General features: G+C 74.6%; 16 protein-coding genes. 12 read left to right on the forward strand and 4 right to left on the reverse strand.

Annotated features, from left to right (window positions below):
* Positions 1-9: 9 nt before the first annotated feature.
* Complete coding sequence (locus FBY24_RS15115) at positions 10-1,194, reverse strand: LysM peptidoglycan-binding domain-containing protein (RefSeq protein ID WP_142161829.1); 1,185 nt, start codon at positions 1,192-1,194, stop codon at positions 10-12.
* Between the two features lie 156 nt (positions 1,195-1,350).
* Here FBY24_RS15115 and FBY24_RS15120 point away from each other — a divergent pair, with 156 nt between their 5' ends.
* Complete coding sequence (locus FBY24_RS15120; RefSeq protein WP_142161831.1) at positions 1,351-1,773, forward strand: Rv2175c family DNA-binding protein; 423 nt, start codon at positions 1,351-1,353, stop codon at positions 1,771-1,773.
* Positions 1,774-1,857: 84 nt separating this feature from the next.
* Here FBY24_RS15120 and FBY24_RS15125 read toward each other — a convergent pair whose 3' ends face one another.
* Positions 1,858-2,979 carry a polyprenyl synthetase family protein gene (locus FBY24_RS15125; protein ID WP_142161833.1) on the reverse strand — a complete coding sequence of 374 codons (1,122 nt, stop codon included), beginning with the start codon at positions 2,977-2,979 and terminating at the stop codon, positions 1,858-1,860.
* Positions 2,980-3,059: 80 nt separating this feature from the next.
* Complete coding sequence (locus tag FBY24_RS15130) at positions 3,060-3,590, reverse strand: hypothetical protein (protein ID WP_255432424.1); 531 nt, start codon at positions 3,588-3,590, stop codon at positions 3,060-3,062.
* A 122-nt stretch (positions 3,591-3,712) separates the two neighbouring features.
* Between FBY24_RS15130 and FBY24_RS15135 the strand changes: the two genes are divergently transcribed.
* From FBY24_RS15135 to FBY24_RS15145, 3 genes are all read left to right on the forward strand, one after another.
* The gene (locus FBY24_RS15135) at positions 3,713-4,852 is read left to right on the forward strand and encodes a DUF4192 domain-containing protein (RefSeq protein ID WP_142161837.1); all 1,140 of its coding nucleotides are present in this window, start codon (positions 3,713-3,715) and stop codon (positions 4,850-4,852) included.
* Positions 4,853-4,968: 116 nt separating this feature from the next.
* On the forward strand, positions 4,969-5,361 hold the full coding sequence (locus FBY24_RS15140) for a universal stress protein (RefSeq protein ID WP_140458774.1): 393 nt from the start codon (positions 4,969-4,971) through the stop codon (positions 5,359-5,361).
* Positions 5,362-5,612: 251 nt separating this feature from the next.
* On the forward strand, positions 5,613-7,181 hold the full coding sequence (locus FBY24_RS15145; RefSeq protein WP_140458775.1) for an RNA polymerase sigma factor: 1,569 nt from the start codon (positions 5,613-5,615) through the stop codon (positions 7,179-7,181).
* 240 nt (positions 7,182-7,421) lie between these two features.
* On the opposite strand, the gene FBY24_RS15150 is transcribed toward FBY24_RS15145, so the two are convergent.
* Positions 7,422-7,622 carry a hypothetical protein gene (locus FBY24_RS15150; RefSeq protein WP_140459185.1) on the reverse strand — a complete coding sequence of 67 codons (201 nt, stop codon included), beginning with the start codon at positions 7,620-7,622 and terminating at the stop codon, positions 7,422-7,424.
* Positions 7,623-7,889: 267 nt separating this feature from the next.
* Between FBY24_RS15150 and FBY24_RS15155 the strand changes: the two genes are divergently transcribed.
* From FBY24_RS15155 to FBY24_RS15190, 8 genes are all read left to right on the forward strand, one after another.
* Positions 7,890-10,016: a type IIA DNA topoisomerase subunit B gene (locus FBY24_RS15155; protein WP_142161839.1), complete on the forward strand. Its 2,127-nt coding sequence runs from the start codon at positions 7,890-7,892 to the stop codon at positions 10,014-10,016.
* A gap of 58 nt (positions 10,017-10,074) precedes the next feature.
* A complete protein-coding gene (locus FBY24_RS15160) occupies positions 10,075-11,106 on the forward strand; it encodes a GNAT family N-acetyltransferase (protein ID WP_142161841.1) in 1,032 nt (343 codons plus the stop codon).
* A 105-nt stretch (positions 11,107-11,211) separates the two neighbouring features.
* On the forward strand, positions 11,212-12,021 hold the full coding sequence (locus tag FBY24_RS15165) for an ABC transporter ATP-binding protein (protein ID WP_140458778.1): 810 nt from the start codon (positions 11,212-11,214) through the stop codon (positions 12,019-12,021).
* A 139-nt stretch (positions 12,022-12,160) separates the two neighbouring features.
* Complete coding sequence (locus FBY24_RS15170; protein WP_142161843.1) at positions 12,161-12,631, forward strand: NfeD family protein; 471 nt, start codon at positions 12,161-12,163, stop codon at positions 12,629-12,631.
* Between the two features lie 133 nt (positions 12,632-12,764).
* Positions 12,765-13,943, forward strand: a complete 1,179-nt coding sequence (locus FBY24_RS15175; RefSeq protein ID WP_142161845.1) for an SPFH domain-containing protein — start codon at positions 12,765-12,767, stop codon at positions 13,941-13,943.
* Between the two features lie 145 nt (positions 13,944-14,088).
* Positions 14,089-14,790 (forward strand): TetR/AcrR family transcriptional regulator, encoded by a 702-nt coding sequence (locus tag FBY24_RS15180; RefSeq protein ID WP_160158523.1) that lies wholly within the window; start codon positions 14,089-14,091, stop codon positions 14,788-14,790.
* A complete protein-coding gene (locus FBY24_RS15185; protein WP_142161849.1) occupies positions 14,784-16,526 on the forward strand; it encodes an ABC transporter ATP-binding protein in 1,743 nt (580 codons plus the stop codon). The genes FBY24_RS15180 and FBY24_RS15185 overlap by 7 nt, the downstream gene beginning before the upstream one ends.
* Complete coding sequence (locus tag FBY24_RS15190; protein ID WP_142161851.1) at positions 16,523-18,511, forward strand: ABC transporter ATP-binding protein; 1,989 nt, start codon at positions 16,523-16,525, stop codon at positions 18,509-18,511. Before FBY24_RS15185 ends, FBY24_RS15190 begins: the two co-directional genes overlap by 4 nt.
* Positions 18,512-18,588 lie beyond the last annotated feature (77 nt).

Consider the following 18,588-nt stretch of genomic DNA (forward strand, 5'->3'; position numbering starts at 1 on the left):
GTGCGCGTCTCAGCCGAACCGTGACATGAGCGTCTGGACGTTCGCCACGTACCGACGGGTGTCGGCGTACATGCCGTGGCGCTGCACGGACCCCGCACCCTGGTAGTACGACGCGATCGCGGTGGGCAGGTCGGGCGACGTGCGCACCAGGGTGCGCAGGATCGCCACGCCCGCCACGACGTTGTCGTCGGGGTCGAGCAGGTCCAGGTCGCGGCCGACCATCTGCGACGCCCACTCGCCGGAGGTCGGGATGACCTGCATCGTGCCGATCGCGTTGGCGGGGGAGACGGCCGTGTGGTTGAAGCCGGACTCCTGGTACGCGACCGCGAGGGCGAGGGCAGGGTCGACGCCCATCTGCGACGCCGTGGCGCGCACCTTCTCCTGCATCTGCGCGCGGGTGGGGGTGGACTGCCCGACGAGCGTCGACTTGTTGGCGTTCGCGGCGGCCACGACGTCGTCGGCGTAGGTGCGGCCGGCGAAGGTGCTGCCCACCCGGTCCGTCGACGCGGTCGACGTCGTGCTCGTGGTGCCCGCGGACGCGCCGGGCACGGTGAGGCGCTGGCCGGCGCGGATGAACGCGCGGGCGTCGAGGCCGTTCGCGGCCACGACGGCCTGCACGGTCGTGCCGTGGCGGGCGGCGATCGCCGAGACGGTGTCGCCCGCGCGCACGGTGTAGCCGCCGGAGGTCGCCGTGGGGGTGGTCGCCGCCGGGGCCGTCGGCGTGCCCGCCCCACGGCCCGGGATCGTCAGCTGCTGGCCGACGCGGATGAACGCGCGCCGGTCGAGCCCGTTGGCATGCACGATCCCCGCCACGGTGCTGCCGTACGCCCGGGCGATGGCCGAGACGGTGTCGCCGCCGCGCACGGTGTGGCTGCGCGCGGCGGGCGCGGACGGCGTGGGCGAGGTCGGCGTGCCCGCCGAGGACGACCCGGACGGGATCCGGAGCACCTGCCCGGCGTAGATGCGCCCCGGGTCGGCCAGCCGGTTCGCCGACGTGATCGACGTGACCGTCGCGCCGGTGCGCTGCGCGATCCCCGAGACGGTGTCACCGTCGCGGACGCGGTAGTCGGAGTCGGCGTGCGCGCCGGTGGCGCTCGCGGCGATCGCGGCGCCCGCGAGGACGAGCGTGGCGCCCGTCCCGGTGGCGACGCGGCGGACAGGACGCGCACGCAGCGCGTGTGCTCGAGACGACATGGCCCCCCCAGGCTGTGGACGTCGTGCACCGCAGACGGGGTGCAAGTGACTGGTGTGACAGGTGTGACAAAAAGTGACGCTAGACGAGGTCCAGACGCTTGGGAAGCCGAGCGTCCGATTCGCGGGGAGACGTGCCCGGGGCCGTAGGCTGACCGGGTGAGTGGACGAGCTTCTGACCTGCCCGGCGACCTCGACGACATCGTCGGCGACTGGTTGACCGTGCCCGACGTGGCCGAGCGCCTCGGCATCGACGCCGGGCGCGTGCGCCGCCTGCTGCAGGAGGGTCGCCTGCTCGGGGTGCGTCGCGGCACCCCGCCCGTCGTCTCGGTCCCGGCCGCGTTCCTCGTGCCCGGGCACCTGGCCAACCCCGCGGCACCGGACCCGACGGCGACCGCGGGTTCCGCGGTCCTGGCCGCGCTGCAGGGGACCCTGACGGTCCTGCGCGACACCGGGTTCGACGACGCCGAGGCCGTCCGGTGGTTCTTCACCGACGAGGAGTCGCTCGGCACCACGCCCATCGCGGCGCTGCGCGCCGGCCGCAAGACCGAGGTGCGACGGGTCGCCCAGGCGCTGCTCTGAGCACCTGTGCCGGCCGGGGTGACACCCGGGCCGGGTGACCGCTCGCGCGGCCCTGCCCCGGTGCACCGCGGGAGCGGCGGGCGGTCAAGCGCGGCGGTCGACCGCCGCGTGCGCGAGCGCGACCAGGTGGCCCCGCGCGGGCTCGGTCCACGGCCGGGCCTCCATGAGCGCGAACGCGGGGCCTGCGAGCTCGGTGATGAGCGCCTCGACCTGGTCGGGTGCGCCGGTGCGCCGCACGAGCGCCGCCAGCTGCGCGACCTCCTCGTCGTCGAGGTCCGGGGCGCCGAGCCGGTCGGTCAGGGTGACGACCGCCTCGTCGTCGCCGGCGGCGGCGGCCAGCGCCGCGGCCCGGGCGACGAGCACGGTCCGCTTGCCCTCCCGCAGGTCGTCCCCGGCGGGCTTGCCCGTCGTGGCCGGGTCGCCGAAGACGCCCAGGAGGTCGTCCCGGAGCTGGAACGCCTCGCCGAGCGGCAGCCCGATCTCGCGGCACGCCGCGACGTCGGCCTCGTCCGCCCCCGCCAGCAGCGCCCCGAGCACCAGCGGGTGCTCGACGCTGTACCGGGCGGCCTTCGCCCGGATCACCCGGCGGGCCCGGGCCTCGTCCTCGGCCGGGTCCTCGCCCCACGGCAGGGCCTGGGCCAGCACGTCGAGGTACTGCCCGACCGTGACCTCGGTGCGCATGAGGTCGAACACGGCGCGCGCCGCCGTCGCCTCGGGCTCGTCGAACGCCCGGAGCGCGGCGGCCAGCTCCTGCTCGCTCGCGACCAGGGACAGGTCGCCGAGCAGGATCGCCACGGACTCGCCGAACCGGTCGGCGTCACCGGCCCATGCGTGCTCGTGGTGCCGTGCGGCGAACGCGCGGTGCGCGGCGGGCAGCCCGCGCCGCGTGTCCGACCCGTCCATCACGTCGTCGTGGAAGAGCGCGGCGGCCTGGAACAGCTCCAGCGCGGCGCCGACGCGCAGCAGCGCCTGGGCCTGCGGGGTTCCCGGGCGGCCGCCGTGCGCGCGCCAGGACCACCAGCAGAACGCCGCCCGCAGGCGCTTGCCGCCCGCGACCATGCGGGCCACGGCGTCGAGCAGGGGGTCGGCGTCTGTGCCGAAGGGGGCGACCGTGTCACCGAGGTCGGCGACGTGCCGGGCGAGGGCCGCGTCCACCCCCTCACGCACGTTCTCGGCGTCGACGAGGGAGGGGGTGTGGGGGAGCACGGTGACACCCTAGGCGAGACCCGGCCGGGTCCGCCGGTCCGTGCGCGACCTCGTGGCCCGGGGCCGTCCGGCGGCGGACCTCAGGGGACGACCGTGCCGCCCAGGGTGAGCGTGCGCACGCCGTCACGGTCGAGCACGCCCACGACGAGCAGCTCGCCGGCGTCGCCGCGCGCGAACGTCGAGCGCGCGGCCAGCCCGTCCTCGGGGGTGTCGGCCTGCTCGGTGAAGCCCGCCGCCACGAGGGGGTCGCGGACCGCCGCCACGAGCCCGGCCACGTCCTGGTCGGTGCGCAGGTTCAGGCTGATCCGCCACCGCCCGTCCTCGAGCTGCTCGGCGGACGAGACGAGGACCTCCGCGCCGTCGGGCACGGGCACCAGCCCGGTCGGGAAGCCCTCGACGAGCTCGCCGACGGCCGTGTGCTCGCCGACCGCGTCGGTGATCAACGACTCCGTCGGCTCGGGCGACGCGGCCGGCGCCGTCACGGGCGACGTGGCGGTGGCGGCGGACGGGTCCGGGGCCGACGGGCCGGTGCACGCGCCCAGCAGCAGGCAGGTCGCGACCACGGCCCGCCAGGCGGCGGCGCGGCGGGCGCGGTCGGTCGGACGGGGCACCGCAGCAGGGTAGCGGGGCGGCGCCGGGCACGAGCCGTCCACAGCCCGTTCCGGACCGCGCCCGCCGTGGGCGTCGGTGCGGGGCGCCTCCGCGCCCGGCGCCCGTGCGGTGGGCTCCTCGCATGGAACCCGCCACCACGCTGCGCATCGCCGAGCCGCGCGAGCTGCTCGCCTACGTGCCCTACCGGCTCGGCTTCGTCCCCGCCCGCAGCGCCGTCCTCGTCAGCCTCCGCGGACCGCGCCACGAGGTCGGCCTCGTCGTGCGCGTCGACCTCGCCGACCTGCTCGACCCCGCCGACGGTGCCCGGGTCGCCCGGACCCTCGTCAGCCACCTGGACCGCGACGGGGCCCGCCGGGCCGTGCTCGTGCTGTACCTCCCGCAGGGGCCCGGCGTGCCGTCGGGCGCGCCCGCGCACCGGGCGGTCGCGCACGTGCGGCAGGCCGCCGACGTCCCGCTGGGCCCCGTCGACGTGCTCGTCGTCGGGGACGAGGGGTACGGGTGCCTGGCCTGCGACCACGGCTGCTGCCCGCCGGGCGGGCGCCCGCTGCGCGACCTGCAGTCGACGGCGGTCGGCGCCCGGATGGTGCTCGAGGGCGTGGCGGTCGCCGCCAGCCGCGCCGACGTCGCACGGATCGCGCTCGCGCCCGCCGAGGCGCGACGGTCGGTCGCCCGCGTCCGTGCCCGATGGGCCGCGGCCGCCCGCGACGCGCACGCGGCGGGCGGCGAGGGCCTCGCGGCGTGGCGTGCCGGCGTGCTCGCGGCGTGGCGGGTCGAGGTCGCACGGGCGGGCGACCCGACGGCGGTGCCGGCGCGGCCGACCGGCCTCGCGTGCCTCGGTCGCATCGAGGCCGGGCTCGCCGACCGGCGCGTCCGGGACGCCGTCCTCGTGACCTTCGTGCCGGGGACGGGGCGGCTCGCCGAGAGGTCGCTCGCCGGCGCAGGACCGGAGCCTGCTGACGACGCGGCGATCGGGCAGGCGGTCGCTGCCGTCGTCGACCCCGCGCGGGCCGTGCCGCCGCCGTCGACCACCGGGCTGCACGAGGCCGTGCTCGAGCGCGTCGTCGCGCACGGCGCGCGGGGTGCGCAGGCCCCCGCCCTGACGCTGCTCGGGCTGCTGGCCTGGTGGCGTGGCGACGGCGCGCGGGCGGGCGTCCTCGTCGGCATGGCGCTCGAGGACGAGCCGGGCCACCGGCTCGCGCTGCTGCTCGAGGGAACGCTCGACGCCGGCCTCGCACCCGGATGGGTGCGCCGCGACGCCTGAACGCGCCCGCCGCGCGCGACGGCCAGGACCGGTCCCGGTCGTCGGGGCGCCCGCACTCCGGTACGGTCGCGTCAGGCGGGCCGGGACTGCGGCCCGGCACGAGGAGGTCAACGTCGATGGGCATCGTTGTCGGGTACCTGGCGACCCCGGAGGGTCGGGCTGCGCTCGGCGCAGCGGTCGGGGAGGCCCGGCTCCGCGGCACCCGCGTGGTCGTGGTGCTCAGCGCCCGGCCCGACGAGAGCGCCGAGCGTCGCGCGGAGACGGATGCGGCCCTGGCCGCGGCGTCGGCCGAGCTCACCGCCGAGGGCGTCGAGCACGAGGTGCGACGCCTGGAGGGCGGCGACGCGGCGGACGACCTCATCACGACCGCCGAGCAGATCGACGCGTGCCTCATCGTCCTGGGTCTGCGCCGACGCAGCCCGGTCGGCAAGCTGATCCTCGGCGCGAACGCGCAGCGGGTGCTCTTCGACGCGCCCTGCCCGGTGCTGACGGTCAAGCCCACTGCCTGAGCGAGCGCGGCGCCGGTCCGGCGGCGCGCAGCTCGGGACGACGGGGAATCCCGGGGGCCCGTCGTCCGTTGGACGCACAGAGCCCCGCACCCCGCGCCTGCCGTGGTGGCGTCGTGCTGCCGTCGCCCTGTGCTGCCGTCACCCGCCCGGTCCTCCGGCCGGGTGCCCGTGGGGTCGGTACAATATCCGTCAGTCTCCCGGTCCTTCGGATCCTCCGCAGATCCGGCTGCCGCGCTGCCGAAAGGTCCTTCGTGACGTCCCAGACCCCCCATCCCGCACTCCCGCGCGAGTTCGAGCACCCTGCTCTCCAGGAGCTGGTCATGCGCGGCCGCACGCACGGCTCCGTCGACACGCAGTCCGTCCGTCTCGCCTGCGAGGCCGCCGGCGTCGAGGGGCCCAAGCGCCTGCGGGCCGTCGTGCGTGGGCTGGGCACGGCCGGCATCGACGTCCGTGACCTCGGCTCCGCCGGTCGCGCGGTCGCCGCGACGAGCGCGAAGACCCGCCCGTCCGCCAAGGCGTCGGTGTCGCGGACCCCGCGGGCCTCGGCCGTGACGACGACGTCGACGACCGACGCCGCAGCCGACGAGGCCGCGCCCGCCACCCGCGCCCCCGCCCGCGCCAAGACGGCGACGAAGGCCGCGGCGAAGCCGGCGGCGAAGGGGGCGAAGGCCGCCAAGGCCGCACCCGGCGACGACGAGGTCGAGATCGAGGACGTCGAGATCGAGGACGTCGACGTCACCGACGTCGTCGACGTGGTCGAGGTCGAGGACGGCGACGAGGAGACCGACGCCAAGCCCGCCGCGTCGACCGACAAGGCCGCAGGCAAGGACGAGACCGAGGACAAGGGGTTCGTCTACTCCGACGCCGACGACGACGACGCCCCCGCGCAGCAGGTCGTCACCGCCGGCGCCACCGCGGACCCCGTGAAGGACTACCTCAAGCAGATCGGCAAGGTCGCCCTCCTCAACGCCGAGCAGGAGGTCGAGCTCGCCAAGCGCATCGAGGCCGGCCTGTTCGCCGAGGAGAAGCTCGCCGAGACCCGTGACCAGCTGGAGCCGCGCCTGCGTCGTGAGCTCGAATGGATCGCGCAGGACGGCCGCCGCGCCAAGAACCACCTGCTCGAGGCGAACCTCCGCCTCGTCGTCTCCCTCGCCAAGCGGTACACCGGTCGCGGGATGCTCTTCCTCGACCTCATCCAGGAGGGGAACCTCGGCCTGATCCGTGCGGTCGAGAAGTTCGACTACACCAAGGGCTACAAGTTCTCCACGTACGCCACCTGGTGGATCCGGCAGGCGATCACCCGCGCCATGGCCGACCAGGCCCGCACCATCCGCATCCCGGTGCACATGGTCGAGGTCATCAACAAGCTCGCCCGTGTGCAGCGCCAGATGCTCCAGGACCTGGGCCGCGAGCCCACGCCGGAGGAGCTGGCCAAGGAGCTCGACATGACGCCGGAGAAGGTCGTCGAGGTCCAGAAGTACGGCCGTGAGCCCATCTCCCTGCACACGCCCCTCGGCGAGGACGGCGACAGCGAGTTCGGCGACCTCATCGAGGACTCCGAGGCGGTCGTCCCCGCGGACGCGGTGAGCTTCACGCTGCTGCAGGAGCAGCTGCACCAGGTGCTCGACACGCTGTCGGAGCGCGAGGCCGGGGTCGTCTCCATGCGGTTCGGCCTCACGGACGGTCAGCCGAAGACGCTCGACGAGATCGGCAAGGTCTACGGCGTCACGCGCGAGCGCATCCGCCAGATCGAGTCCAAGACGATGTCGAAGCTGCGGCACCCGTCGCGCTCGCAGGTGCTGCGCGACTACCTCGACTGAGCACGACGCGCGGCCGACGGGTCGCGAACCGCGCAGAGGACCCCCGTGACCGTCGAGGTCGCGGGGGTCCTCTGCTGCGTCGTCCGTGGCGCCGCCCCGGCCCGTGGCGCCTCCCCAGCCCGTGCGGCGAGCCGGCACGTGTGCCGGCGCGGCCGTCCCGGTGGGGACGCGACGAGGCCCGGACCTGCGGTCCGGGCCTCGTGGTCGGTGCGCGTCGGGACGCGCGTTCCGGGTCTGGCGTCAGACGGTCGCTCCCGCACCGTGCTCGGCGTGCAGACGATCGGTCTCGTCCTGCACGTGCGTCGCGACGGAGGAGAACTTCGGGGCGTGCTCCCGCGCGTGGTGAGCGCAGAACAGCAGCTCTCCCACCGGCAGCACGACACGGACGTAGGCCTGTGCGTTGCAGCGGTCGCAGCGGTCGGCGGTCGTCAGCGGGGCCATCGAGTCGGTCGTCGTCCCAGTCACGCCTCCATACAACCATCCGTTCGCGCGATCGTTCCCCTCGGGGACGGGTGGTTCGCTCTCTGCGTACAAGATCGTTGCGTCCCGACAACATGTTCGTGACACCGGGGCGCGCGTCCCGGGCACCGGCGTCACACGTCCGACACGTGGACGCCGACGTGCTGGACGTCGGACACCCGGCGCGGACCTGCGCCGGCGCCGGGCGTCGCCACGGGTGCGTGGGCGGGCGCGACTACCATCGGGGCCGTGACGACCACCTCGGACCCGACCGGCTACACCGCCCGGCACCTGTCGGTGCTCGAGGGCCTCGAGGCCGTGCGCAAGCGCCCCGGCATGTACATCGGCACGACCGACAGCCGCGGGCTCATGCACTGCCTCTGGGAGATCATCGACAACTCGGTCGACGAGGCGCTCGGCGGTCACGGCGACCGCATCGCGGTGATCCTGCACGCGGACTCCTCGGTCGAGGTGCACGACAACGGCCGTGGCATCCCCGTGGACGTGGAGCCGAAGACGGGTCTGACCGGCGTCGAGGTCGTGCTCACCAAGCTCCACGCGGGGGGCAAGTTCGGCGGCGGCTCGTACGCCGCGTCCGGCGGCCTGCACGGCGTCGGTGCCTCGGTCGTCAACGCGCTGTCCGCGCGGCTCGACGTCGAGGTCGACCGCGGGGGTCGCACGCACCGCATGACGTTCCACCGCGGCGAGCCCGGTGTGTTCGACGACAGCGCCGGCGTCGGGCCCGACGCCCCGTTCGAGCCGTTCGTCTCCGGCTCCGAGCTCGCCGTCGTCGGCAAGGTGCCGCGCGCGCGCACGGGGACCCGGGTGCGGTACTGGGCGGACCGGCAGATCTTCTCCCCGTCGGCGACGTTCTCCTACGACGAGCTCGTGACCCGTGCCCGGCAGACGAGCTTCCTCGTGCCGGGCCTGGCGATCACGGTGCGCGACGAGCGCGGCCTGGCCGGGACCCCCGGCGAGCACGGCCCGCACGAGGAGACCTTCCTGCACACCGGCGGCGTCGTGGACTTCGTCGACCACCTCGCACCGGACGCCCAGGTCACCGACGTGTGGCACCTGACGGGCGAGGGCTCGTTCACCGAGACGGTGCCGGTGCTGGACGAGCGCGGCCACATGGCGCCGCGCGAGGTCGAGCGCCGGTGCGAGGTCGACGTCGCGGTCCGCTGGGGCACGGGCTACGCCACCGAGGTGCGCAGCTTCGTCAACATCATCGCCACCCCCAAGGGCGGCACGCACCTGGCCGGCTTCGAGGCCGGCCTGCTCAAGACGATCCGCACGCAGGTGACCGCGAACTCCCGCCGCCTGAAGGTGTCGACCAAGGACACCGCCGAGCGGATCGAGAAGGACGACGCCCTCGCCGGCCTCACCGCGGTGGTGACGGTGCGGCTCGCCGAGCCCCAGTTCGAGGGCCAGACCAAGGAGGTCCTCGGCACCGGGCCCGTGCGCGGCATCGTCGCCCGCGTCGTGGAGAAGGAGCTCACGGCGCTGCTGACGTCCACGCGCCGCGAGCACAAGGCCCAGTCCGCGCTGCTGCTCGACAAGGTCGTGGGGGAGATGCGGGCGCGGATCTCGGCCCGCAAGCAGAAGGAGATCTCGCGGCGCAAGAACGCGCTGGAGTCGTCGTCGCTGCCCGCCAAGCTCGCGGACTGCCGCATCGACGACGTCGCGCGCAGCGAGCTGTTCATCGTCGAGGGAGACAGCGCCCTCGGCACGGCCAAGCTCGCGCGCAGCTCGGACTACCAGGCGCTGCTGCCGATCCGCGGCAAGATCCTCAACGTCCAGAAGGCGTCCATCAGCGACATGCTGAAGAACGCGGAGTGCGCCTCGATCATCCAGGTCGTCGGCGCCGGGTCGGGTCGCACGTTCGACCTCGAGGCCGCGCGGTACGGGAAGATCGTGCTGATGACCGACGCGGACGTCGACGGTGCGCACATCCGCACGCTGCTGCTCACGCTGTTCTTCCGGTACATGCGCCCGCTCGTCGAGGACGGTCGGGTCTACGCCGCCGTCCCGCCGCTGCACCGGATCGAGGTGCTCGGCTCCGGGTCGCGCAAGGGCGAGTACCTCTACACCTACTCGGAGGCCGAGCTCGCCACGACGCTGAAGAAGCTGGACCGTGCCGGTCGCCGCTACAAGGACGACATCCAGCGGTACAAGGGTCTGGGCGAGATGGACGCCGACCAGCTCGCCGAGACGACGATGGACCCCCGCTTCCGCACGCTGCGGCGCGTGACCGTCGACGCCGCCGCCCGCGCCGAGCAGGTGTTCGAGCTGCTGATGGGCTCGGACGTCGCGCCCCGCAAGGACTTCATCGTCGCCGGCGCGCAGGACCTCGACCGCTCCCGCATCGACGCCTGACGCGCGTCCGCCCGCAATGTGCTGGCCCGGGGCGCCCGCCCCGGGCCACGCTGGTGCCATGACCGGGACCACCGAGACCGCACCCCTGGCCGTCCGCGCCGCCGCACCGACCGTCCTCGACGAGCCGTCGTCCGCGTCCGGCCTGACGTGGCGTCCCCTCGCGGCGACCGACGCGGCCGAGCTCGGCGCGCTCACCGCCGTCGTGGAGGACGCCGACGGGGTGCCGTACCGGACGGCGGTCGAGGAGGTCGTCGACGAGCTCGAGGCCCCGTGGCGCGACCTGGCGCTCGACACCCGGGTCGGCGTCGACGCCGACGGGCGGATGCGGGCCTGGATGGGCGTCGACGCCCCGCCCGGCGACGAGTCGGTCGTCCGTGTCTTCCTCGGGGGCGGGGTCGACCCCGCGTGGCGGGGTCGCGGTGTCGGCCGCGAGCTCGTGCGGTGGGGGACGGGGCGGGCGCGGCAGGTGCTGGCGACGTGCGGCAAGGACGCGCCCGCGCGGATCGCGGCCCATGCGGAGGACGTCGCCACGGGCACGGTCCGCCTCTACCGTGCTGCGGGACTGACCCCGATCCGGTACTACACCGAGATGGGCCGCCCGCTGTCCGGGCCGCTGCCGCCGGTCCCCGCGCTCGACGGTCTCCGGGTCGTGCCGTGGAGCCCCGAGCTCGACGACGCCGTCCGCCTGGCCCACAACGAGGCGTTCGCCGACCACTGGGGCAGCGAGCCGCGCACCGCCGAGCAGTGGAGCCAGGGGCGGTCGATGTTCGCCCCGACGTGGAGCTTCGTCGCGGTCGACGACTCCGGCGAGGTCGTCGGCTACGCGCTGTCCGGCCGGTTCGAGCAGGACTGGGAGGTCGCCGGCTACCGCTCGGGGTACACCGAGCTGCTCGGGGTGCGCCGCGCGTGGCGGGGTCGGAAGGTCGCCGTGGCGCTGCTCGCCACGGTGATGCGCGCGTACGCCGCCGACGGCATGGCGTATGCCGAGCTCGGTGTCGACACCGCCAACCCGTCGGGTGCGCACGGGCTGTACGCCTCGCTCGGGTACGAGGTCGCGCACTCCTCGACGATGCTCAGCATCGAGGTGTGAGCATCCGCCTGCCGACCCGCCCGGGGCGCCCCGTGCCGCCCCCGTCCGGGACAGACCTCGTCGGGCGGCGCGGCGCGCGGCCTGCGCCGGTTAGGGTCTGTGCCCATGACCGACGTGCTCGACCTGCAGGCCGTGACGATCCGCCGAGGGACGACGACGATCCTCGACGACCTCTCCTGGACGGTCCGTGAGGGGGAGCGCTGGGTGGTCCTCGGCCGCAACGGCGCCGGCAAGACCACGCTGCTGCAGGTGGCGTCGGGCCGCATGCACCCGACGAGCGGTGCCGCCGAGCTGCTGGGCTCGCGCCTCGGCGCGACCGACGTGTTCGAGTTGCGCCCGCGCATCGGGCTGTCGAGCGCCGCGCTCGCTGACCGGATCCCGTCAGGGGAGACCGTCCGTGACGTCGTGCTCACCGCGGCGTACGGGGTCACCGGGCGGTGGCGCGAGGCGTACGAGGAGGTCGACGAGTCCCGCGCGGGCGACCTGCTCGCGGCGTTCGGCGTGGACCACCTCGCGGACCGGTTCTTCGGCACCCTCTCCGAGGGGGAGCGCAAGCGCGTGCAGATCGCCCGGGCGCTCATGAGCGACCCCGAGCTGCTGCTGCTCGACGAGCCCGCCGCGGGCCTGGACCTGGGCGGCCGCGAGGAGCTCGTGGGGGCGCTGGCCGAGCTGGCGCGCGACCCGCGCTCGCCCGCGCTCGTGCTGGTGACGCACCACGTCGAGGAGATCCCCCCGGGGTTCACGCACCTGCTGCTGCTGCGGCAGGGGCGTGTGCACGCCGCCGGGCCGATCGTCGACGTCCTCACGGCCGAGAACCTCTCGGGGGCGTTCGACGTGAGCCTGCGCCTCGACCACGCCGACGGCCGCTGGTCGGCCCACGCGGTGACGAGCACGGCGGTCCGCGGCGCGCACTGACGGTCCCGGGATCGTGGGCCGGCACGGACGCCGACGGACCGGGCGGCGGACGCCCGTCCGACCACGCGCGGGCAAAGACGTCGTCTAGGATCGTCACAGGATCCGTGCGGTGGTCCGTCGACCGGTGGAGGTGGGCACGATGGGGTGGCTCTGGTGGGTCGGCGGAGCGCTCGCGCTGGGCGTCCTCGAGATGATCTCGCTGGACCTGGTCCTCATCATGCTCGCCGGCGGGGCGCTCGCCGGTGCCGTGGCGGCGGGTCTGGGCGCACCCGTGATCGTCCAGGTGGTCGTCGCGGCGGTGACCGCCGCGGTGCTGCTGTTCACGCTGCGCCCGTGGCTGCTGGGCCACCTGCGCCGGCGCGTGCCGCTGCAGGAGACGAACGTGCACGCCCTGGTCGGCCGGGACGCGGTCACCGTGGCGAGCGTCGACGGCGTCACCGGTCGGGTCAAGCTGGCCGGCGAGGTGTGGAGCGCGCGCACCGCGGACGGCACCACGCTCCCGCCCGGCACGCCGGTGGTGGTGGCGCGGATCGACGGCGCGACGGCCGTGGTCGGTCCCGCGCCCGCGTCCGCCGGTGACGCCGCCGTGCGAGGTCCGCTGACCGCCTGACCGTGAGGGCCCGCGGTGCCCCGCAGGGCCGCACGGTGCCGGTGCACGACAGCACGTCCGTCCGACCGACTTCGGCCCGGGGGCTCCGGGTCGCCGTACCGTGCCGCCGCCGGCGGCCCCACCTGGAGGTGTCATGACCGGATCCGAGCCGGGTCAGATCGCTGCGTTCGTCGTCCTCGCGCTCGTCGTCGTCTTCGTCGTCGTCGCCCTCGTCCGTGCGGTTCGTGTCGTCCCGCAGGCCGAGGCGATGCTGGTCGAGCGGCTGGGGCGCTACTCGCGGACCATGGACGCCGGACTGCACCTGCTGATCCCCTTCATCGACCGCGTGCGCGCGCGCGTGGACCTGCGCGAGCAGGTCGTCTCGTTCCCGCCGCAGCCGGTGATCACGTCGGACAACCTCGTGGTCAGCATCGACACCGTCATCTACTTCCAGGTGACGTCCCCGAAGGACGCGGTCTACGAGATCGCGAACTACATCCAGGGCATCGAGCAGCTCACCGTCACCACGCTCCGCAACGTCATCGGGTCGATGGACCTCGAGCAGACGCTGACCAGCCGTGACCAGATCAACGGCCAGCTGCGCGGCGTGCTCGACGAGGCGACCGGGCGCTGGGGCATCCGCGTGAACCGGGTCGAGCTCAAGGCGATCGACCCGCCGGCGTCGGTGCAGGGCTCGATGGAGCAGCAGATGCGCGCCGAGCGGGACCGCCGTGCGGCGATCCTCACGGCCGAGGGCGTCAAGCAGTCGCAGATCCTCACGGCCGAGGGCGAGAAGCAGGCCGCGATCCTGCGCGCCGAGGGCGAGGCGCAGTCCGCGATCCTGCGGGCCGAGGGTGAGTCCCGCGCGATCCTGCAGGTCTTCGACGCCGTGCACCGCGGCGACGCGGACCCCAAGCTGCTGGCCTACCAGTACCTGCAGACGCTGCCGAAGATCGCCTCGAGCCCGTCGAACAAGATGTGGTTCCTGCCGGCCGAGCTCAGCGGCGCGCTGGGCTGGCTGTCGAAGGGCTTCTCGGGCGGCGAGGGCGACGGGCCCGACTACACGCCGCGCCCGGCGGGCAGCTCTCCGCTGGCCGAGGGCGACCTGCCGCCGGTCTCGCTGACCGACCCGAGCGAGGCGCTCGCGGAGGCGCGGCGCGAGTCGGCCGCCGCCACGGCGGACGCGACCAGCGCCGGCAACCTCAGCGGTGTGCCGTTCGACCCGTCGGCCGAGCGCGGGCAGCGCCCGGGCGTCGGCCCGGTGCCCCGCACGGCCCCGCCGGCCGCCGCGGCGCCGGTCGAGGACGCACCGCCCGCCGGGCCTGCCGTCTGACCCGGCTCTCCACCTGACGGCGCCGGCACCCCCCACGGGTGCCGGCGCCGCGTCGTCCGTCCGGGCGTGGGCACCGGGCGGCACGCTCCCGCCGCGCCAGCCTGGGCAGTTGCTGAGTGAGCGCTCACTCACTTACTGTCGGCGGGTGCCCACCGACCAGCGCACCGGGCGCGCCGCGCCCCTGCCCCCCGCCGAACGACGCCGCGCGATCCTGCGCGCCGTCCGCCCCGTGGTGGCCGAGCGTGGCCTGGAGGTCACGACCCGCGAGCTCGCCGAGGCGGCCGGCGTCGCCGAGGGGACCCTCTTCCGGGTGTTCGCCGACAAGCGGGCGCTGCTGCGCGAGGCCGCGCTGGACGCCGCCGACGCGTCCGAGGCGGTCGCCGACCTGGCCGCGATCGACGCGAGCGCGCCCCTGGAGCGCCGGCTGTGCCAGGTCGTCGAGGTCACGGTCGCCCGCGTCGAGCGGGTCATGGTGTGGATGTCGCTGGTCCACCGCCTCGGCCCCGACGATTCCGCCCACGAGGACGCCGCGCAGGCCCACCGTGCGTGGGCCGCGCGGCAGCGTGACGCGCGCGCCGCCGTCCACGACGAGCTGGCGCGTCTGCTCGCCCCGGACGCCGCGCGGCTGCGCATGCCGGTGGCCGACGCGGTCGAGCTGCTGGACGCGCTGCTGCTGGGTGTCGTCGTGCGCGGGGAGCAGGACCGTCGCCGCGGCGTCGACGCCCAGCCCCTGGCACCCGCCCGCCTGGTCGACCTGCTCCTGCACGGTGTCCTCGCCGACACCGCTCCCGCCGTGACCGACACACCCCCCGCCCCCGACCGGAAGGACGGCGCCGACCCATGCTGATGCGCCTGCTCCGCGAGCACCTGCGCCCCTACCGGGCCGCCGTCGTCGCGGTCCTCGTCCTGCAGCTCGTGCAGACCCTCGCGACGCTGTGGCTGCCCAGCCTCAACGCCGACATCATCGACGACGGGGTCGCCCAGGGCGACACCGCCACCATCTGGCGGATCGGCGGCGTGATGCTCGCCGTGAGCCTCGTCCAGGTCGTCGCCGCGATCGCCGCCGTCGGCATCGGCGCCCGCACCGCCATGGCGTTCGGCCGTGACGTGCGGGGCCGGCTGTTCGACCGCGTGCAGGCGTTCTCGCAGCAGGAGATGGGCGGGTTCGGCGCGCCGACGCTCATCACCCGCACCACGAACGACGTGCAGCAGGTGCAGATGGTCGTGCTCATGACCTTCGTGTTCCTCGTCATGGCGCCGCTCATGCTGATCGGCGGCGTGATCATGTCGCTGCACGAGGACGTGCCGTTGTCCGGGCTGCTGCTCGTCGTGGTGCCGGTGCTCGTGGTCGCGATCGGGCTGATCGTGTCGCGGATGGTGCCGTGGTTCCGCCGCATGCAGCAGCGGATCGACGCCGTGAACCGGGTGATGCGCGAGCAGCTCACGGGCGTGCGGGTGGTGCGGGCGTTCGTGCGCGAGCGCGCCGAGGCCGCGCGCTTCGACGTCGCCAACCGTGACCTGTACACGGCATCGCTGGCCACGGGCCTGCTCATGGCCCTGATGTTCCCGCTGGTCATGCTCGTGATGAACGTGTCCAGCGTCGGCGTGGTCTGGTTCGGCGCCCGTCGGGTCGACGCCGGCGAGATGCAGATCGGTGCGCTCATCGCGTTCCTCAGCTACATCATGTTCGTGCTCATGGCGGTGATGATGAGCTCGATGATGGTCGTCATGGTCCCGCGGGCCATGGTGTCCGCCGAGCGCATCGGCGAGGTCCTCGACGCCGAGCCCACCGTGCTGCCGCCGCAGCAGCCCGTCGCGTTCCCCACCGACCCGACCGCCGGGGGGCGGCTGGAGCTGCGGGACGTCGAGTTCCGGTACCCGGGCGCGGAGGAGCCGGTGCTCCAGGGCGTGTCGTTCGTCGCCGAGCCGGGCCGTACCACGGCCATCATCGGCTCCACGGGGGCGGGCAAGAGCACCCTGCTCAACCTCGTGCCGCGGCTGTACGACGTGACGGGCGGCCGGGTCCTCGTCGACGGCGTCGACGTGCGCGACGCCGAGCCGGACGCCCTGTGGTCGCGGGTCGGGCTGGTCCCGCAGCGGCCCTACCTGTTCTCGGGCACCGTGGCCAGCAACCTGCGCTTCGGACGGCCCGACGCGACGGACGACGAGCTGTGGGCCGCGCTCGAGGTCGCACAGGCGCGCGACTTCGTCGAGGCGCTCGCCGAGCAGCTCGAGGCCCCCGTCGCGCAGGGTGGCACGAACCTCTCGGGCGGGCAGCGCCAGCGGTTGGCGATCGCCCGGGCCCTGGTCCGCCGACCGCGCGTGTACCTGTTCGACGACTCGTTCTCCGCCCTGGACTACGCGACCGACGCGGCCCTGCGCGCGGCGCTCGTGCCGTGGACCCGCGACGCGACCGTGCTGGTGGTGGCGCAGCGGGTGGCGACGATCCGCGACGCCGACCGCATCCTCGTCCTCGACGACGGCCGCGTCGTCGGCGACGGCACCCACGACGAGCTCCTGGCGGGCAACGCCACGTACCAGGAGATCGTGTACTCGCAGCTGAGCGCGCAGGAGGCGGCATGAGCACCACGACCGACCGGCGGCCCGCGGGCCCGCCCCCGGGCGGCCCCCGCCACGGGCCGATGGCCATGGGCGCGGGCATGCCCGTCCAGCGCTCGATGGACTTCCGCGGGTCGCTGCGGCGCCTGCTCGGCGTGCTGCGCCCGGAGCGGCCCCGGCTCGTCGCGGTGCTCGTGCTCGGCGTCCTGTCCGTGGCCGCGGCCGTCACCGGCCCGAAGCTGCTGGGGCAGGCCACCGACGTGCTGTTCAGCGGTGTCGTGTCCCGCGCGCTGGGCGACGTGCTCCCCGCGGGCGGGACCCAGCAGCAGGCCGTCGAGGCGCTGCGCGCGGCCGGGCAGGACACGTTCGCCGACATGGTCGGCGGGATGTCCGGCGTGGTGCCGGGCGCCGGCGTGGACTTCACGCGGCTCGGGCAGATCCTGCTCGTCGTGCTCGCCGTCTACGTGGCGGCCTTCCTCTTCGGCTGGCTGCAGGGACGCATCACCGCGCACGCGGTGCAGCGGACCGTGCTGCGGATGCGCACCGAGGTCGAGTCCAAGCTGTCGCGGCTGCCGCTGGCGTACTACGACCGCCAGCCGCGCGGGGAGCTGCTCAGCCGGGTCACCAACGACATCGACAACGTCGCCCAGACCATGCAGCAGACCCTGTCCCAGCTCGTGACGTCGCTGCTCACCGTGGTGGGCGTGCTCGCGATGATGTTCTGGATCTCGCCCCTGCTGGCGGTGGTCGCGCTCGTCACCGTCCCGCTGTCGGTGGTCGTCGCCGCGACGATCGCGAAGCGCTCGCAGCCGCAGTTCGTGCAGCAGTGGGCCGCGACCGGGCGGCTCAACGCGCACATCGAGGAGATGTTCACCGGGCACGCGCTCGTGACGGTGTTCGGGCGGCAGCGCGAGTCCGCGGCCACGTTCGCCGAGCAGAACGAGCAGCTCTACGCGGCCAGCTTCAAGGCGCAGTTCATCTCCGGCACCATCCAGCCCGCGCTCGGGTTCATCTCCAACCTCAACTACCTCGTCATCGCGGTCGTCGGCGGTCTGCGGGTCGCCTCGGGCGCGATGACGCTCGGCGACGTGCAGGCGTTCATCCAGTACTCGCGGCAGTTCACGCAGCCGCTCACGCAGATCGCGTCCATGGCCAACCTGCTGCAGTCCGGCGTCGCGTCGGCCGAGCGGGTGTTCGAGCTGCTCGACGCCGACGAGCAGGAGCCCGACCCCGCGCAGCCCGCGACGCTGCCGCAGCCCGTGCAGGGCAGGGTCGCCTTCGAGGGCGTGCACTTCCGCTACGAGACCGACGTGCCGCTCATCGAGGACCTGTCGGTCGTCGCCGAGCCCGGCCAGACCGTCGCGATCGTCGGACCCACCGGCGCCGGCAAGACGACCCTGGTCAACCTCCTCATGCGGTTCTACGAGGTCGACGCCGGGCGCATCACCCTCGACGGCGTCGACACCCGCCGCCTGACCCGCGACGACCTGCGCGGCCAGATGGGCATGGTCCTGCAGGACACGTGGATGTACGAGGGGTCCATCGCCGACAACATCGCGTACGGCGTCGACGGCGCCACGCGCGAGCAGGTCGTCGAGGCCGCCGTCGCCACCCACGTCGACCGCTTCGTCCGGACTCTGCCCGACGGGTACGACACGGTCGTCGACGACGAGGGCGGATCCCTGTCGGCCGGCGAGAAGCAGCTCATCACCATCGCCCGCGCGTTCCTCGCCGACCCCGCCATCCTCATCCTCGACGAGGCGACGTCCTCGGTGGACACCCGCACCGAGGTGCTCGTGCAGCACGCGATGAACCGGCTGCGCGCCGGGCGCACCGCGTTCGTCATCGCGCACCGCCTCTCCACGATCCGCGACGCCGACGTCATCCTCGTCATGGAGCACGGCTCCATCGTCGAGAAGGGCGCGCACGACGACCTGCTGGCCGCCGACGGGCCGTACGCCCGGCTCTACCGCAGCCAGTTCGCCGCCGCCACCACGCCGGTCGACTGACCGGCGCACCGCCCGTCCGTCCCGCGGCGGGCCGGACGGGCGGGCGCCCACCCCCGGGCCGGACGTCCCACCCGCGG

The sequence above is a fragment of the Cellulomonas sp. SLBN-39 genome (assembly GCF_006715865.1).
GTDB lineage: Bacteria > Actinomycetota > Actinomycetes > Actinomycetales > Cellulomonadaceae > Cellulomonas.

Bases quoted from the DNA above. Each gene is read 5' to 3' on its own strand.
- FBY24_RS15115 (WP_142161829.1), bottom strand. From the start codon at position 1,194: ATGTCGTCTCGAGCACACGCGCTGCGTGCGCGTCCTGTCCGCCGCGTC.
- FBY24_RS15135 (WP_142161837.1), top strand. From the start codon at position 3,713: ATGGAACCCGCCACCACGCTGCGCATCGCCGAGCCGCGCGAGCTGCTC.
- FBY24_RS15140 (WP_140458774.1), top strand. From the start codon at position 4,969: ATGGGCATCGTTGTCGGGTACCTGGCGACCCCGGAGGGTCGGGCTGCG.
- FBY24_RS15150 (WP_140459185.1), bottom strand. From the start codon at position 7,622: ATGGCCCCGCTGACGACCGCCGACCGCTGCGACCGCTGCAACGCACAG.
- FBY24_RS15160 (WP_142161841.1), top strand. From the start codon at position 10,075: ATGACCGGGACCACCGAGACCGCACCCCTGGCCGTCCGCGCCGCCGCA.
- FBY24_RS15165 (WP_140458778.1), top strand. From the start codon at position 11,212: ATGACCGACGTGCTCGACCTGCAGGCCGTGACGATCCGCCGAGGGACG.
- FBY24_RS15170 (WP_142161843.1), top strand. From the start codon at position 12,161: ATGGGGTGGCTCTGGTGGGTCGGCGGAGCGCTCGCGCTGGGCGTCCTC.
- FBY24_RS15175 (WP_142161845.1), top strand. From the start codon at position 12,765: ATGACCGGATCCGAGCCGGGTCAGATCGCTGCGTTCGTCGTCCTCGCG.
- FBY24_RS15185 (WP_142161849.1), top strand. From the start codon at position 14,784: ATGCTGATGCGCCTGCTCCGCGAGCACCTGCGCCCCTACCGGGCCGCC.
- FBY24_RS15190 (WP_142161851.1), top strand. From the start codon at position 16,523: ATGAGCACCACGACCGACCGGCGGCCCGCGGGCCCGCCCCCGGGCGGC.